The organism is Vibrio sp. Vb1574 (genome assembly GCF_033338675.1).
The window spans coordinates 1-17,037 of sequence record NZ_JAWOTC010000005.1 but is presented as its reverse complement, the minus strand read 5'-3'; the positions used below and the strand labels follow the sequence as shown (position 1 = coordinate 17,037).

General features: G+C 45.3%; 18 protein-coding genes and 1 pseudogene. 2 read left to right on the top strand and 17 right to left on the bottom strand.

Annotation, left to right across the window (positions count from 1 at the left end):
• Positions 1–52: 52 nt before the first annotated feature.
• From nadA to aspS, 17 genes are all read right to left on the bottom strand, one after another.
• Positions 53–1,114 (bottom strand): quinolinate synthase NadA, encoded by a 1,062-nt coding sequence (gene nadA, locus R7O12_RS05320; protein ID WP_158173767.1) that lies wholly within the window; start codon positions 1,112–1,114, stop codon positions 53–55.
• A 251-nt stretch (positions 1,115–1,365) separates the two neighbouring features.
• Positions 1,366–2,118, bottom strand: coding sequence for a tol-pal system protein YbgF (ybgF, locus tag R7O12_RS05315; protein WP_005378285.1), 753 nt, complete (start codon positions 2,116–2,118; stop codon positions 1,366–1,368).
• Between the two features lie 15 nt (positions 2,119–2,133).
• A complete protein-coding gene (gene pal, locus R7O12_RS05310; RefSeq protein ID WP_005378293.1) occupies positions 2,134–2,658 on the bottom strand; it encodes a peptidoglycan-associated lipoprotein Pal in 525 nt (174 codons plus the stop codon).
• A 30-nt stretch (positions 2,659–2,688) separates the two neighbouring features.
• On the bottom strand, positions 2,689–4,041 hold the full coding sequence (tolB, locus tag R7O12_RS05305) for a Tol-Pal system beta propeller repeat protein TolB (RefSeq protein ID WP_005387925.1): 1,353 nt from the start codon (positions 4,039–4,041) through the stop codon (positions 2,689–2,691).
• Positions 4,042–4,053: 12 nt separating this feature from the next.
• Entirely contained in the window at positions 4,054–5,121 is a 1,068-nt protein-coding gene (gene tolA / locus R7O12_RS05300) for a cell envelope integrity protein TolA (RefSeq protein ID WP_042522108.1), read from the bottom strand.
• 13 nt (positions 5,122–5,134) lie between these two features.
• Positions 5,135–5,578: an ExbD/TolR family protein gene (locus tag R7O12_RS05295; RefSeq protein ID WP_005378298.1), complete on the bottom strand. Its 444-nt coding sequence runs from the start codon at positions 5,576–5,578 to the stop codon at positions 5,135–5,137.
• 3 nt (positions 5,579–5,581) lie between these two features.
• Positions 5,582–6,280, bottom strand: coding sequence for a protein TolQ (gene tolQ / locus R7O12_RS05290; protein ID WP_005378301.1), 699 nt, complete (start codon positions 6,278–6,280; stop codon positions 5,582–5,584).
• Complete coding sequence (gene ybgC / locus R7O12_RS05285; protein WP_017820044.1) at positions 6,270–6,689, bottom strand: tol-pal system-associated acyl-CoA thioesterase; 420 nt, start codon at positions 6,687–6,689, stop codon at positions 6,270–6,272. Before ybgC ends, tolQ begins: the two co-directional genes overlap by 11 nt.
• Before the next feature lie 172 nt (positions 6,690–6,861).
• On the bottom strand, positions 6,862–7,164 hold the full coding sequence (ybgE, locus tag R7O12_RS05280; protein ID WP_005378304.1) for a cyd operon protein YbgE: 303 nt from the start codon (positions 7,162–7,164) through the stop codon (positions 6,862–6,864).
• Entirely contained in the window at positions 7,157–7,264 is a 108-nt protein-coding gene (cydX, locus tag R7O12_RS05275) for a cytochrome bd-I oxidase subunit CydX (RefSeq protein ID WP_000270284.1), read from the bottom strand. The genes ybgE and cydX overlap by 8 nt, the downstream gene beginning before the upstream one ends.
• Before the next feature lie 12 nt (positions 7,265–7,276).
• Positions 7,277–8,413: a cytochrome d ubiquinol oxidase subunit II gene (gene cydB, locus R7O12_RS05270; RefSeq protein ID WP_006742909.1), complete on the bottom strand. Its 1,137-nt coding sequence runs from the start codon at positions 8,411–8,413 to the stop codon at positions 7,277–7,279.
• A gap of 17 nt (positions 8,414–8,430) precedes the next feature.
• Complete coding sequence (cydA, locus tag R7O12_RS05265) at positions 8,431–10,017, bottom strand: cytochrome ubiquinol oxidase subunit I (RefSeq protein ID WP_005378311.1); 1,587 nt, start codon at positions 10,015–10,017, stop codon at positions 8,431–8,433.
• A 461-nt stretch (positions 10,018–10,478) separates the two neighbouring features.
• On the bottom strand, positions 10,479–11,483 hold the full coding sequence (gene ruvB / locus R7O12_RS05260) for a Holliday junction branch migration DNA helicase RuvB (RefSeq protein WP_005378312.1): 1,005 nt from the start codon (positions 11,481–11,483) through the stop codon (positions 10,479–10,481).
• Between the two features lie 286 nt (positions 11,484–11,769).
• Positions 11,770–12,381, bottom strand: coding sequence for a Holliday junction branch migration protein RuvA (ruvA, locus tag R7O12_RS05255; protein WP_318104619.1), 612 nt, complete (start codon positions 12,379–12,381; stop codon positions 11,770–11,772).
• Between the two features lie 67 nt (positions 12,382–12,448).
• Positions 12,449–12,970, bottom strand: coding sequence for a crossover junction endodeoxyribonuclease RuvC (gene ruvC / locus R7O12_RS05250; RefSeq protein WP_005387909.1), 522 nt, complete (start codon positions 12,968–12,970; stop codon positions 12,449–12,451).
• A gap of 92 nt (positions 12,971–13,062) precedes the next feature.
• Positions 13,063–13,809 carry a YebC/PmpR family DNA-binding transcriptional regulator gene (locus R7O12_RS05245; protein WP_005378402.1) on the bottom strand — a complete coding sequence of 249 codons (747 nt, stop codon included), beginning with the start codon at positions 13,807–13,809 and terminating at the stop codon, positions 13,063–13,065.
• A gap of 142 nt (positions 13,810–13,951) precedes the next feature.
• Positions 13,952–15,730 (bottom strand): aspartate--tRNA ligase, encoded by a 1,779-nt coding sequence (gene aspS, locus R7O12_RS05240; protein ID WP_005378401.1) that lies wholly within the window; start codon positions 15,728–15,730, stop codon positions 13,952–13,954.
• Positions 15,731–16,003: 273 nt separating this feature from the next.
• Here aspS and R7O12_RS05235 point away from each other — a divergent pair, with 273 nt between their 5' ends.
• Positions 16,004–16,870 (top strand): DUF72 domain-containing protein, encoded by an 867-nt coding sequence (locus R7O12_RS05235; RefSeq protein WP_318125675.1) that lies wholly within the window; start codon positions 16,004–16,006, stop codon positions 16,868–16,870.
• Between the two features lie 60 nt (positions 16,871–16,930).
• A pseudogene (locus R7O12_RS05230) lies at positions 16,931–17,037 on the top strand (carboxy-S-adenosyl-L-methionine synthase CmoA); the annotation flags it as partial.

The window sequence follows — 17,037 nt, the reverse complement described above, 5'->3', positions numbered from 1 at the left end:
ACCAGCCATATTCGGCTGGTTTTTGAGATTTACTTTCAGTTACGCCTACTTTTTAAGCATTACCTTTCACTTGCATATTTAGCTGCTCAGCAAAACCTAGCATGCGGTTAAGCGGTATAAGGGATTTAACACGCAGTTCTTCGTCAACAAAAATCTCGTGCTCTTCACCACCTTCACTAAGCGCTTTCTCAATTGCTTTCAAACCGTTCATTGCCATCCAAGGACAGTGTGCACAGCTGCGACATGTTGCGCCTGCACCTGCGGTTGGCGCTTCGATAAGTTCTTTCTCTGGCACAAGTTGCTGCATTTTAAAGAAAATGCCTTTGTCTGTCGCAACGATCATTTGTTTGTGAGGAAGCTCTTTCGCTGCTTTGATCAGCTGACTCGTTGATCCAACGGCATCGGCAAGTTCTACGACGCTTGCTGGTGACTCAGGGTGAACCAAAATAGCCGCATCTGGATACACGCTCTTCATTTTTCGTAGCGCATCAGCAGAGAACTCATCATGAACCACACACTCACCCTGCCAAAGCAGCATATCTGCGCCAGTTTTGTTAGCGATGTACGATCCTAGGTGACGGTCTGGTCCCCAAATAATTGGCTTATCTTCAGCGTCTAAGTGTTCCACGATTTCAAGCGCAATACTCGATGTAACGACCCAGTCGGCACGGGCTTTAACCGCTGCTGAGGTGTTTGCGTAAACTACAACCGTATGATCAGGGTGAGCATCACAAAACTCGCTGAACTTATCCGCAGGACAGCCAAGGTCGAGCGAACATTCCGCTTCCAACGTTGGCATTAGAATGCGCTTTTCTGGTGTCAGAATTTTGGCCGACTCGCCCATAAAGCGAACACCACCAATAATCAATGTACTTGCAGGGTGACGATTACCAAACTTCGCCATTTCCAACGAGTCACCAACAAACCCGCCAGTGTCTTCAGCTAGGGCTTGAATCTCAGGGTCGGTATAATAGTGTGCGATAAGTACCGCATCTTTTTCTTTGAGTAACTTTTTAATACGCTCAATGTAAGATGCTTTTTCTTCTTCGCTTAATGGAACTGGTTTCGGTGGGAATGGGTAAACAGTGTCGATTTTATCTAATATATGGCTCATTGCTCTTGCTCTACGCAACTTCCTTTAATCCGAGTATTGTAACCTCGTTAATTTTCAAAAACCAACTTGTCGCGGGGATTTCTAGCGGTCTAGCCGTATATCTTTGTTACAGGTAGCATTTCCGAGTAGCGAAATTCGGTGCAACACAAGGTCAGAGGCTCTGCATCATTGCTATCGACTTAGCCGTTCTGCACCAACAAAAAATGGAAAAGAAAAAGGAAGCCGAGGCTTCCTTTTCAAAACATAACGTCTTACAGCTTAGAGCTGGCAAGTTTTGCAGATGCACTACCTGGGTATTCATCAACCACTTGTTGGTAGTACTTTTTCGCTTGAGCTGCATTGTTATTACGCTCAGCGATTTCGCCTAACTTAAGCAACGCATCGGCTCGCTTGTTGGAGTCTTTATAAGACACAACAGCGGCAAAACTTTTCACTGCATCCTCATCCTGCTTTTTAGCGAAGTACAACTGACCTAACCAGTAGTGAGAATTCGCTGAATATGTAGAATCAGGATAATCTTTCTGGAACTGCTGGAACGCTGCAATTGCGCCAGTGTAATCACGCTTTTTGAGAATGAGGTCAACTGCATTCTGATATGCCGTTTGCTCATCAACATTTGGAGTGTACTGGCCACCTGTTTTCACAGGTTGTGCTTCTTGTGCAGGTGTGGATTTTATCTCTCCACGAACACGATCCAGCTCGACAAACAACTCACGTTGACGTTGCAACATTTGTTTCATTTCGTAGCTATTTCGCTCTAATTGACCACGCAATTCACTGATCTCTTGTGACATTTGGTCAATTTGCTGTTGCATTTGGAGCTGAACGCGATTGCGATTTTGTAGCAAACGTTCTAGACGTTCTACTTCCGTTTCAGATGAACGGCTCTTAGAGACAGATGATGTGCTGTTGAGATCGGATACTGGAGCTGGTGCAGCGAACGCAAAGTTCGCTGCACTTGCCAGTAACGTAAGCGCAACAGCGCGCTTAGTGTTACTGAACATGAGGATTACCTCGAATTAGTATACTAGAACCGCGCGACGGTTCTTAGCGTAAACTTCATCTGATTGACCTAGAAGAAGTGGCTTCTCTTCACCGTAGCTAACGATTGAGATTTGGTCAGCTTGAACACCTAGTGCTTGTAGGTAGTTCGCTACTGCTTGTGCACGACGCTCACCTAGAGCAATGTTGTACTCAGGTGTACCGCGCTCATCAGCGTGACCTTCGATAGTTACGTTAAGTGCTGGGTTCTTGCTTAGGTAAGAAGCGTGAGCCGCTAGCATCTCTTCGTAATCTGCTGCAATTGTTGAGTTGTCAAAAGCAAAGTAGATTGTTTGAGTTTCACGTAGCGCTTGCTCTTTTAGCTCTTGCTCTGTCAACTGACCGCTTTGATCAATTGGCGTAGCTACTGTTGTTTCCACTGCGCCATTGTTGTTTGTTGCTGCACCAGTGTTAGAAGCAGCGTCGTCGCTTGAACTACACGCTGTAACAGCCATTACAGGAAGCGCGATTAGTAGCCCTTTTAGAACCTTGTTCAGTTGCATCTTATTTTCCTTTATTAATCAAACTTATTACTACAAAAACGGTGACCATGCAGGCGCTCGAACACGCCCATTTGTTGCCGGTAATCTAGCTTTGAATCGACCATCAATTGACACCATCGATAGTACGTTTTTCTTGTTGTAAATCGAGCTATACACAACCATGCCACCGTTTGGGGCAATACTAGGAGACTCATCAAGCAAGGTCTTAGTTAAGACTTGAAGAGCACCAGTTTCCAAATCTTGTTTCGCCAAATTAAATCCTGCGTTGCTGCGGTTCACCATAACTAGGAATCGCCCATCAGGAGTAATCTGACCACCCAAATTTTGGCTGCCTTGCCAAGTCAAACGGTCAATAGAACCGCTGCCCAAATTTACTTGATAAATCTGTGGTTTACCACCCCTATCCGATGTGAAAATCAACGATTTTCCATCCGGATGCCAGAACGGTTCCGTATTATTTGATCTGCCACGCGTAATTTGCGTCAGCTTACGAGTGTTAAGGTCAAACGTATAAACATGAAGCGAGCCTGTTTTAGAAAGAACAATCGCTAACTTATTGCCATCTGGCGAAAATCTTGGCGCACCATTGTGACGTGGGTATGAAGTAATTTTCTCACGTTCACCGGTGTAGATGTTCATGATGAAGATTTCTGCTTGGCCATTTTGGAAGCTAACATACGCAAGCTTTTTACCATCTGGTGACCACGCTGGTGACATTAATGGTTGCTTAGAACGTAAAACCAGACGCTCATTATAGCCATCGTAATCAGCGACTCGAAGTTGGTAAGGGAAACGGTCTTTATCGTTCACTACCACATATGCGATACGAGTCATGAAAGCGCCACGGTCGCCAGTTAACTGTTCATACACCAAATCAGAGATACGGTGAGCGTACTCACGCATACGAGGCCCTTGAACAGTGGCTACTTTATTGAACAGCACATGATCTTTTGACAGAACCAATTCACCGTCACTACCAAGCGCCTTACTCTTCCCACCTGTTAACTGACCACGCACAATATCAACAAGTTGATAGTTGATAACGTAGTCACCTTGGTCGTTTTGCTTGATTGAACCAGTCAATAGCGCATCCACACCTAAATTGGTCCAAGCATCAAAATTAACTTCTGATTCACTGAACGGTGTTTGTGGCATTTTGCTCGTTGGAACTGGGCTGAATTTACCACTACGTTGTAAATCCGAGGCGATAACAGCAGAAACATCCGTTGGAAGCGCTTGTGTGCCCTCCCACTTAAACGGAACAACAGCAATTGGTCGTGCTGAATCAATACCATCGGTAATGACCAACTCTAATGCGGCATTCGCCACATTTGTCATACTGCTAAACAGTACAAACATTCCTAGTAAAAGGCGTCTAATCACGTCTTATTCCTTTTAGTCCAAAGCAACAGTTATGTTGATGTCTTTTAGTCTTTCATTGACCGCTGATTCTGAAGATTTAGGGAACGTCCCTACCTGAGCTATTGCTCGCTTCGCCGCAGCACATACTCGAGTATCGCCACTCAAAACGGTAACACCAGAGACCATCATATCAGTTCCTGTCGGAATCAATTTGATGTTTACCCTACACTCCTTTCCCAGCAAGTAGTCATCCTTAATCAGCTTTTGCTGAATATTTTGAGTATAGATGGATGACATACGAGAAAGTTCGTCGTCAATAAATTGATTGCGCGCAGCACTGTTTTTACTGACCTCATCCTCGAGACCCGCAAAAATATCATCTAACGCGGCTTCTTGAGCTTTACGCTCACGCTCGGCACGCTCAGCTGCTTCTCTCGCTTTACGCTCTCGCTCCGCTGCCTCTTTTGCCGCTTTCTCTTTTGCAATGCGCTCTTGTTCAGCTTTTTCAGCAGCTTCACGCTCACGACGTGCTTTTTCTTCCGCTTCTTTTGCTGCTTTTTCACGAGCCAAACGTTCTTGCTCAGCTTTTGCTATAGCCGCTTCTTTTGCTAAACGCTCCTGCTCAGCTTTACGCACGGCTTCTTCTTTTTCCTTGCGCTCTTTTTCTAGCTTAGCAGCTCGCTCTTTTTCTTTGCGAACACGTTCTTCTTCCTGCTTGCGCTCTTGCTCTTTTTTCTTACGTGCAGCTTCTGCTTCTCGCGCCGCTTGAGCATCTTTCGCTTGCTGCTCTTTCAACTTGCGAATTTGCTCTTCTTCAGCTTTGCGGTTTTTTTCTAGCTGCTCTGCTTCGCGTCTCAGTTTATCAAGACGCTCTTGTTCTTTTTTCGCTGCCTTTTCGCGTTGCTGGCGAATTTCTTTCGCTTGTTGCTGCACAAGTTTTGGATCGATGACAACAGCTTGAACCATTTGCCCTGTAGGCTCTGGTTTAGACATGTTGAAGTCCGTCCCCCAAAGCAGGGCTGCAACTAGAATTGCATGCAAACCAACCGATATTGCTATCGGTTTGGCGTATTGGTTGGGTTTCTTCTTGTGATCTTTCATAGATAATTGATGTCTATTCCCTGATATCGGTCATTAGACCTACCTTAGGGATACCAGCTCGACTTAGTTCATCTAGCAATAGAACAACATCGGCATATGGTGTTGCCGCGTCGCCACCTACCGCAACTGGTGAATCCGGCTTAACCTCTCGCTCCGCTTTCACTCGCACAATAACATCTTGCAACGACAAACCTCGCTGAACTTCTTCATCATTTACGCTTAGGCCTAAATTACCCTCGCTATCAATTTCGATGATAATAAAGCTACTGTCAGTCTCGCCAGCAAGGTCTTGCATAGATTCTGCGGTCGATGTTTTCGGAAGATCAACGTCGACGCCTTGAGTCACAAATGGAGCGGTCGCCATAAAAATGATCAACAGTACGAGCATTACGTCGATATACGGAACAACGTTGATCTCCGCTGTCATTTTTCGCTTTTTAGGTTGATAACCCGCCATGCTTTATTCCTTATCCGCGCTGTCTCGGCCAGCCATCGCTTGACGATGAAGGATGCTGTGGAATTCTTCAGAAAATGTTGCGTAAGTGTGCTCTAGTTTACTCACTTTATTACTTAGGCGGTTGTACGCCATTACTGCCGGAATAGCCGCAAATAGCCCCATCGCTGTCGCGATAAGTGCCTCGGCGATACCCGGTGCAACCATAGACAACGTAGCTTGCTTTACTTCACCCAGCGCAATAAAGGCGTGCATGATGCCCCAAACGGTACCAAATAGGCCGATATAAGGGCTTATAGAACCGACTGTTGCCAAAAACGGTAAGCTTGTTTCTAGCTCATCTACTTCACGAGAAACAGCAACGCGCATTGCGCGGCCAGTGCCTTCCATGATGTAAGCTGGTGAATTTGCGTTGCTCTTACGTAGGCGAGCAAACTCTGTAAAACCTGCGTAGAAGATTTCTTCTGTGCCTTCAATTTCGTCTTTACGCGCTTTTACTTTTTGGTAAAGCTGAGAAAGATCAGTACCCGACCAAAATTTGTCTTCAAACTGCTCTGCATTTTTTGAAGCTTGAGAAAGCACTTTGCTGCGCTTGATGATCATTGCCCATGACACAATTGACATGCCAAGCAACGTCAGCATCACAAGCTTTACCAACAGACTGGCCTGAAGAAAGAGATCTAAAATGGAAATATCAGCAGTCACTATTTGTTAGCTCCGAATTTATAAAGGTTGGAATAGCTATTGGTTTCATTTTCTTATTATCGATACATGCTACCTTAACCGAGGCCTTGCACAATATCTTGCCTTGATCATTGACCAACTCTTGACAGAATTGCAGAGAAGCACGTTTTATTTCTGACACTCGGGTTACGACTGTCAGATGCTCGTCCAGCCTAGCCCCTTGGTTGAAATCGATATCCATGTGTCGGACAACAAAGCCGATATTTTGTTCCAGTAACACATGTTGAGAAATGCCTTTAGCACGTAACATCTCTGTCCGTGCGCGCTCAAAGAATTTTAGATAATTAGAATGATATACAACACCGCCCGCATCAGTGTCTTCATAGTACACGGTGATCGGCCAGTGAAAGAGATTTGATGTGCCTTGCAAGGGAGTACCAATATATTCAATTCTTTAAAGTAATTACTATAACTGAAGCGACAGCAATTGGTACCGAGCTAAGGAAATATTTTTGAAATTTGTAGAAAAAATAAAAGCTAGGCGAGATACCTAGCTTTTATTCGATGATTTAGTAACCGACTTTATTACAGCATATTTCAGCCTAAATGAAATAAAGTGCCGTTAGATAAATTAAGATAGCTAACGAGAAATAAGGACTAAACAAAACTTGCCAGTACCAGTTTCTTGGCTTGAAGCCCACCCCATACACCATACTTGAACATACAGACCAAATCAGTGCTGGTGCGATGATTGAGTTAAAACCACCAATTGCTTGATGGTAAGCTTCAGGGTCCCACATCACCAATCCTACGTGCATAAAGCCAAGGATGAGAGATAAGACTCGTAGCAGAGTCTTATCCATTGGTGCGTGAAGTTTCGCTACCTTATCAGCGAGGTTACTCACTGTCTTTATCCATCATTTCTGAGTGCTCTAGCCAAAGAGCGTTGATGATACCGAATGCACAAGCAAGTAGTACACCTAGAATCCATGCGAAATACCACATAGTAAATGCTCCTTAGTAAAGTGAGTTTTTGTTGTCTTCAATGTACTGGTCATCAAGGCGACCAAACATCTTGTAGTAAGTCCAAGATGTGTAACCAAGGATGATTGGCACCATAACAAACGCAACGCCTGTCATTAGGTTCAGAGTCAGCTCAGATGACGTTGCATCCCACATTGTTAAGCTGTGGCTTGGCATTAAGTCTGAAGGCATGATGAATGGGAACATCGCAAAACCTGCAGTAAAGATAACACCAGCAACACCCAAGCTTGAAGTAATGAACGAAATCGCACATTTTTCAAGACGAGATGCCAATACAGCGAGAAGCGGCATTGCAACACCTAATACAGGAGCAGCCCATAGTAGTGGGTAGTTTTCAAAGTTCTTCATCCACGCACCAGCTTCACGGATAACCTCTTTGTTTAGAGGGTTAGAAGCAGCGTTAGTGTCGATACCGCCAACAATGACGTAGCCATCGATATTTTGGATCCAGAAACCAGCCGCTACAAACGCAGCAACCGTCAGTAAACCAGCCAACTGAGCAACGTTGCGCGCACGCACATGCACTTCGCCTGTTGTTTTCATTTGTAGCCAAGTAGAACCTTGCATCAAAATCATGAACAAGCTTACTAGACCACACAACAGTGCAAATGGGTTTAGTAGACCAAAGAATGAGCCATGGTATGTTGGCATCAAGAACTCACTCAATTGGAATGGTACACCTTGTAGAAGGTTGCCAAACGCTACACCAAAGATGATTGGCGGAACAAAACCACTGATTGAGATACAGATATCCCAGGTATTGCGCCATTTTGGATCTTCGATTTTAGAGCGGTAGTCTAGGCCCAGAGGACGAAGCCATAGCGCTGCTAATGTCAAAATCATCGCTAAGTAGAAGCCTGAAAATGACGTTGCGTAAACCAAAGGCCAAGCTGCGAACAGTGCACCACCAGCAGTGATAAGCCAAACTTGGTTACCATCCCAGTGAGGAGCAATTGAGTTAATCATGACACGGCGTTGCGTGTCGTTTTTACCGATGATAGGTACAAGCGCGCCTACACCCATATCGAAGCCGTCTGTTACTGCAAAACCAACTAGTAGAACACCGATTAGTACCCACCAGATGAGTCGCAAGATTTCGTAATCAAACATCTTGTTATCTCCTTACCTTACGCTTCTACTTGGCGACTAACTTTGTCTTCAACAGAGTCAGCATTTTGCTCGAAGTGGTAGCGACCCGTTTTCAGGCTACTTGGGCCTTTACGAGCGAATTTCAACATTAGGTAAACTTCTGCAATCAGGAATACCGTGTATAGCGCCAGAATTGCGAAGAGTGAAGTCCAGATTTCACCTGCAGTTAGTGCAGAAGCTGCAACATGCACTGGTAAAATTTCACCTACAGCCCAAGGTTGACGGCCGTACTCAGCGACGAACCAACCCGCTTCAATTGCAATCCAAGGTAGTGGAATGCTAAATAGTGCAGCTTTTAGAATCCATTGTTTCTGTTCAATCTTCTGACGACACGTTTGGATAAACGCCGCACCAAAGACAAACAACATGATGAAGCCACAAGCAACCATGATACGGAATGACCAGAATAGCGGCCATACTGTTGGGATTGAGTCGTCCGCAGCAGCTTGGATTTGCTCTTCTGTTGCATCAACAACATTGTCTGTGTAGCGTTTTAGAAGTAGACCGTAACCTAGGTCACCTTTCACTTCATCAAACGCAGTCATGTTTTCTTCTGACTTGTCGCCCGCACGAAGCTTCTCTAGAAGTTCATAAGCGTACATGCCGTCACGAATACGATCGACGTGTTCATCACGTAAATCACGAAGACCTGTTACTTGCTCATCAAAAGAGCGTGTCGCGATAATACCCATTACGTAAGGGATCTTAATTGCGTAATCGGTATGCATCGTTTCCTGATTAGGAACACCAAATAACGTAAATGCGGCAGGTGCAGGTTCAGTGTGCCACTCTGCTTCAATTGCAGCGAGTTTCACTTTTTGAACTTCACCAAGCTCGTAGCCAGATTCGTCACCAAGAACGATGGTAGATAAGATAGCTGCAATACCGAAAGAAGCAGCAATAGCAAACGAACGACGAGCAAACGCAATGTCACGACCTTTTAATAGGTAGTATGAACTGATGCCTAGAATAAACATTGCGCCACAAGTGTAACCAGAAGCAACCGTATGCACGAACTTAACCTGAGCAACTGGGTTTAGTACAACCTCAGAGAAGCTCACCATTTCCATTCGCATGGTTTCGAAGTTGAAATCTGCGCCTACTGGGTTTTGCATCCAGCCGTTTGCGATAAGAATCCAAAGAGCAGAGAAGTTAGAGCCTAGTGCCACAAGCCAGGTAACCGCTAAGTGTTGGCGTTTAGATAGACGATCCCACCCGAAGAAGAATAGACCAACAAAAGTTGACTCCAGGAAGAATGCGACAAGTGCTTCGATCGCTAGCGGTGCACCGAAGATATCACCTACATAGTGGGAGTAGTAAGACCAGTTCGTACCAAACTGGAACTCCATGGTAAGGCCTGTCGCCACACCAAGTGCAAAGTTAATACCGAATAGCTTACCCCAGAACTTGGTCATGTCCTTATAGATTTGCTTGTTCGTCATTACGTACATCGATTCCATAATGGCCAGAAGGAAGGCCATACCAAGGGTCAATGGTACGAATAGGAAGTGATACATCGCTGTCAGTGCAAACTGCAACCGCGATAGATCAACTACGTCAATCATGGTAACTCCTATGTGTCGGCTGAATGACACTCTCTACATATTGCAATCCATATTCAGGTGTTATTTACACTTGAAAAATGTTGAATTATCACAACTCATTGTTGCAAAAATGTGCTTCATTGGTTAGTTAATTGTTAAGCATCAGCTAATATAGCTGGGGCTAATATTACTTGTAAAAACAGATTGTTTCAAAAGGTTTATAGCCGTAACGCGCTTTGATATACATCAATGTTTATGCGCGGAATTTGCACAAAAATCCATCACATTGATCTAGATCAACCAGTATTGGATACGGATGTTAAGAGAGAGTAATCAGGAGAGAAATTAACCAGTTGCAAGCAAACATCGAGTTAACAATCAATGCTTTTTACTTACTAAACCAGTATGAGAAAAAATTCAAAAAATGTGAGTTTGGTCAACTTTAATGAAGCGCTGGGCAACAACGGCCCAGCGAGGGAATCTTATTTTTCAATTCCGAAATGCAAATACGCACGATCTGTCGCGATTCTTCCACGCGGAGTGCGTTGTAAATAACCTTGCTGAATAAGATAAGGTTCAAGAACGTCTTCAATAGTGTCCTTTTCTTCACCTATCGCCGCTGCCATGTTGTCGAGCCCGACCGGACCACCACCAAATTTTTCCATAATCGCGAGTAGTAGCTTACGGTCCATGTAATCGAAGCCTTCGGCGTCCACATCAAGCATATTCAACGCCTTATCGGCAACATCGGCACAAATGTGACCATTGCCTTTTACTTCCGCATAATCACGAACACGACGTAGCAAACGGTTAGCAATACGTGGTGTGCCACGCGCACGTCTTGCCACTTCCAATGCACCTTCAGGTTCCATTGATAAACCTAAACAATCCGCGCTTCGCTGCACGATATCTTGGAGGTCTTTTATCTTATAAAACTCAAGGCGCTGAGTAATACCAAAGCGGTCGCGCAATGGTGACGTTAAAGAGCCCGCTCGGGTCGTCGCACCAATTAACGTAAATGGTGGTAAATCGATCTTAATAGAACGAGCGGCCGGACCTTCACCGATCATAATATCCAGTTGATAATCTTCCATCGCCGGATACAGCACCTCTTCAACCATCGGGCTCAAGCGGTGAATCTCATCGATGAACAACACATCGTTTTCTTCGAGGTTGGTTAACAGCGCGGCCAAATCGCCTGCTTTCTCAAGTACAGGGCCTGAAGTAGTGCGAATGTTCACTTCCATTTCATTGGCAACGATGTTCGCAAGTGTGGTTTTACCCAAACCTGGGGGACCAAAAATCAAAAGGTGATCAAGTGCTTCGCTACGTAACTGAGCAGCTTTAATGAAGATCTCCATTTGGTCACGGACATGGTCCTGACCTTGGTAATCCGCTAATTTTTTTGGCCGAATAGCACGATCAATGACATCTTCATCACGAAAGGCAGGGTTTTCTGGCGCGATTAAACGATCGGCTTCAATCATCTTTTTACCTTGAAAAATGGTTACCTGAGAGAATAATGCCGCTCGTTTAACAGCAAGTGGCATATTTCTATATCTCGTCATCCTGTACAGCGACGAAGGAGCGTGATACAGGATCTTCTATCCGAGCGATTTATGGTCAAATTGTTTCATTAACCGCTCAGCGTGCTGCTATTAGATTCCCAGTCTCGCCAGGCTCGCTGGAATGACACAAAAAACATCGTTAAGCGATTGGCATTAACCTTAGAGAATGAGTTATCTTGAACAAATGTTCACTGTGCAACCAGCGTTACACCATTGATTTTAGAGCTTCACGGATCATTTGCTCACTGCTCATGTCCGGTTTAGCGATCTGAGATACCACTTTCGACGCTTGAGTCGGCTTGTAACCTAGAGCTAGAAGCGCACTGATTGCTTCTTCTTCCGCGTTGTTGGATGTCGCACTAGAATCCGCAGGAGCAGCATCCGTAAATGGTGTAAATAGATCGCCAGCGCCCCACCCTTTCAAGCGGTCTTTCATTTCAACAACCAATCTCTCTGCGGTTTTCTTGCCAACGCCTGGAAGCTTAACCAGCGTAGAAACGTCTTCATGTTCCACACAAGTAACAAATTGCGTTGCTGTCATACCAGAGAGAATACCAAGACCGAGTTTAGGACCAACGCCATTGGCTTTGATCACTTCACGGAAAAGTGCTCGTTCTTTTACCGTGTTGAAACCGTATAGCAATTGCGCATCTTCACGGACAACAAAGTGAGTATAAATAATGGCTTCTTCGCCAACATTTGGCAGTTCGTAAAAACAGCTCATTGGCATCTGGACTTCATAGCCAATGCCATTAACTTCAATTAATACTTCAGGTGGTTGTTTTTCAATCAGTGTGCCACGAAGACGTCCAATCACTATAAATACTCTTTGGAAATGAATTTGCGACAGGATAATAAAGAACTGGATAGACATCCAGTTAATTTTAACGGTAGCGCCCTTTTCTGGCACTGGTTGCTTTGCCCGCTAACGCAACGAGAGTCTTGTTAGTATTGGCATGACAAATCGCCACACCTAAAGCATCGGCTGCATCCGCTTGAGGCTTGGCGGGCAATTTAAGCATCTGCTGAACCATATGCTGAACTTGCGCTTTGTCCGCGCCACCAGTGCCGACGACAGCTTGCTTAATAAGACGAGCCGCGTATTCAAATACCGGCAACTCCGCATTCACCGCAGCAACAATTGCACTGCCACGAGCTTGGCCAAGTTTTAGCGCTGAATCCGCGTTTTTGGCCATAAACACTTGCTCGATCGCGAAAACGTCCGGTTGAAACTGGGTAATGATTTCCGTGACGCCTGCATAAATCTGTTTAAGCCGACCCGGAAGTTCTTTTTCTGAAGTACGAATGCAGCCACTACCAAGGTATTGCAAGTGGCGTCCATTTTGACGAATGACCCCATAGCCGGTAATGCGCGAACCTGGGTCAATGCCCAAAATAATTGACATGAATGTTCCTAAAAATGAGGCCTAATTCGGCCTCAGTCTTTTTATTATTACTTGCTAACTTCGGAGCAAATACCGCTCCCGACACCTTGAGTTTAATCTAGCGTAGCCGCAACGTCGTCAGAGATATCACCATTGTGATAAACCTCTTGAACGTCGTCCAGATCTTCCAAAGCGTCAATCAAACGAAGTAGTTTTGGCGCAGTATCCGCATCCAAATCTGCTTTCGTAGATGGGATCAGCGACACCTCAGCGTTCTCTGCCTCAAACCCTGCGGCATCAAGGGCATCTTTTACGAGTCCAAAATCGCCTGGGGCCGTGTAGACATCAATCGAGCCATCTTCTGCCGTTTCAATGTCATCAGCACCACTTTCTAATGCTACTTCCATTACCGCATCCTCATCTAAACCTGGGCCATATGAAATCACGCCTTTCTTGTCGAAAAGATAGTTGACGCTACCATCCGTCCCCAGATTACCGCCTGACTTTGAGAATGCATGGCGTACGCCAGATACCGTACGATTTCGGTTATCCGTCATACATTCGACCATGACCGCCGTACCACCTGGACCATAACCTTCATAGATCACGGTTTCCATGTTGTCGTCGCCTTCACCACCAGCACCTCGGCTGACAGCGCGGTTGACAGTGTCACGTGTCATGTTGTTAGACAGTGCTTTATCAATTGCTGCTCGCAAACGTGGGTTATTTTCTGGCTCACCGCCCCCCTCTTTTGCCGCAACAACGATTTCACGTATTAATTTAGTAAAGATTTTGCCGCGCTTCGCATCTTGCGCTGCTTTACGGTGACGAATATTCGCCCATTTACTATGACCAGCCATAATTCACCTTTTAATGTATTTTGACGCTTAATAACAAAACATGTTCTAAAAGCGTTGCTTGGGAAATTGCTTTGGAAGTTTCTTGGGTTTATTTAAACAAAAACTCCCGCAGTTGCGGGAGTTTTCTTCAAATGTTGTGCGCTTATTCTGCGTCTTTTTCTTTCGCTGCAGTTACTGCGATTGCTAGCTCTTCTAGCGCTGCTGGGTTCGCAATACTTGGTGCGTCTGTTAGTAGACACGCCGCTGCTGTTGTTTTAGGGAACGCGATAACATCACGGATGTTCTCTGTGCCACATAGCAGCATTACTAGACGGTCTAGACCAAATGCAAGACCAGCATGTGGAGGCGTACCGAATTTCAGCGCATCAAGCAGGAAACCGAACTTAAGCTGTTGCTCTTCAGGTGTGATGCCTAGAATATCAAATACGGCTTCTTGCATATCTGCGTTGTGGATACGAACAGAGCCGCCGCCCACTTCGTAGCCATTTAGAACCATATCGTAAGCGTTAGAATTTGCCGCAGCAGGGTTTGCTTTTAGCTCTTCTGCAGTCACACCTAGAGGCGATGTGAATGGGTGGTGCATCGCGTGTAGGTTGCCTTCGTCATCTTCTTCGAACATCGGGAAGTCAACCACCCATAGTGGAGCCCATGCAGACTCATCCGTTAGCTCTAGGTCTTTACCTAGTTTCAAACGTAGCGCACCCATTGCTTCTGCAACGATACCCGCTTTATCAGCGCCAAATAGAATAATGTCACCAGATTCCGCTTGAGTACGATCTAGAATGCCGTTGATCACGTCTTCATTTAGGAACTTAGCGACTGGAGATTGGATACCTTCCATGCCCGCTGCACGGTCATTAACCTTCATCCAAGCTAGACCTTTCGCACCGTAGATGCCAACGAATTCACCGTAGCCATCAATTTGCTTACGAGTCAAAGATGCACCACCTGGAACGCGAATAACGGCAACGCGGCCTTTTTCGTCGTTTGCTGGACCTGAGAATACTTTGAACTCAACATCTTTCACTAGGTCAGCAACGTCTACTAGTTCCAGTGGGTTACGTAGGTCTGGCTTGTCCGAACCGAAACGACGAATCGCTTCGCTGAACGGCATTACTGGGAATTCACCTAGGTCAACATTTAGTAGCTCTTGCCACATTTCACGAACCATTTTCTCAGTCGTTGCACGAACTTGGTCAGCCGTCATGAATGACGTTTCGATATCGATCTGAGTGAATTCTGGTTGACGGTCAGCACGCAAGTCTTCATCACGGAAACACTTAACGATTTGGTAGTAACGGTCAAAACCAGACATCATTAGAAGCTGTTTGAATAGCTGTGGAGACTGAGGAAGCGCGTAGAAGCTGCCTTTGTGAACGCGGCTAGGTACTAGGTAGTCACGAGCGCCTTCTGGAGTCGCTTTTGTTAGTACTGGCGTTTCGATGTCTAGGAAGCCGTTGTCATCTAGGAAACGACGAACAAAGCTAGACGCTTTAGCTCGTAGCTTGATGCGGTCGCTCATTTCTGGACGACGTAGATCTAGGTAACGGTACTTCAGGCGCTGCTCTTCAGAGTTCTTTTGGTTGAAGTCTAGAGGCAGAACATCAGAACGGTTGATGATTTCAAGACCTTTCGCAAGGATCTCAACTTCACCTGTTGCCATGTCTTTGTTTGCTTGGCTCTCTGGGCGAACGCGCACTTCACCCGTTAGTTTGATACAGAATTCATTACGAAGTGTGTTCGCCACTTCATACGCATCCGCCATATCTGGATCAACAACTACCTGAACGATACCTTCGCGATCTCGCATATCAATAAAAATAAGACCGCCTAAATCACGACGACGGTTAACCCAGCCGCAAAGTTCTACAGTTTGTCCTGCAAGGGACTTGTTCAGGTGACCACAGTAATGGGTACGCATAATGAAATTCCCAATCTCTCAAATGTTGTTAACTACGCTCTGTCAGCCTCATTGCTAAGCAGAGTAAAGATTCAGTTATACGCTGAATGTCCACGAAAATCGACTACTCAACATACAATTACGTGTGTTTTATCATTCACTGGTGCTTTTTAGTACAACAAATGTTCAAAAGCGCACCAAAGCGAAAAAATTGGGGAGGATTATAGCGTGAAATTACCTATTTCAGCAAAACTCTCGTAAAGTATTCACACGAGTAGCAAGCAGTAAAGAATAATGGATAACTTACCTCTTCGACTTGGATTGACGATGTGGTCGCACAATCAATGGCAACAAAGTTTTTACGGCAGCGGGACAAAGCCCGCTGAACGTTTAGAAAGGTATGCGCAAGTGTTTCATACCGTGGAAGGCAACACGACATTTTATGCCACACCGACGCTCAATACAGTGCAAAACTGGAGAGCCGCAACCCACGATGATTTTCGCTTTACTTTCAAACTTCCTAAAGCCATCACTCATGAGCAAATGCTAAGAGGTTGCAGCGAACAACTGAGAGACTTCATGAAAGTCATGGAGCCTTTGCATGACCGTGTGGGCCAATGGACAATTCAATTACCAGCCGCATTTGGTCCTGAGCACCTTGATCGGCTGAAAAAGTTCTGTGCGAACTTTCCACCTAACTTCCCTCTCGGTGTTGAGGTTCGCCATATGGCATTTTTCTCCAAAGGCGAAGAAGAGCGAGCACTTAACCAATGGTTAGTAGAGAATAATATTGACCGCATTATGATGGATAGCCGCCCAGTCTTTGCCGCTAAGCCCGACAATGAGGCGATTATTGATGCACAAATGAAAAAACCACGAGTCCCTGTTCACGCCATTGCTACCGCTTCACACCCTTTGATTCGCTTTATTGGTCATCCAGAAGAACAGCAAAATTACGAGTTTTTTAAACCATGGCTCAACAAGTTGCCACAATGGATTGCCGAAGGTAAACAGCCATATGTCATGATCCATACCGCAGACAATATAATTGCGCCAGAGTTGGCCGCAAACCTATATAAAGACATACAAAAGCGTATCACACTCCCTGAGTTATCACCTTTCCCAGCTGACGATGGCAACTCGCAGTTACAGATGTTCTAACGCAACACATGACAGAGGCGCGAAATTCCCATAAAATACGCGCCTTTTTTGGTGCCTGACATTTTCAGGCGGCTTGTATGCAGAGACTTAGTTATGAACCCTAAGAGCAATCCAGATACTATTTTTTCGGCTCCAATCGATAAAATTGGGGATTTCACGTTCGATGA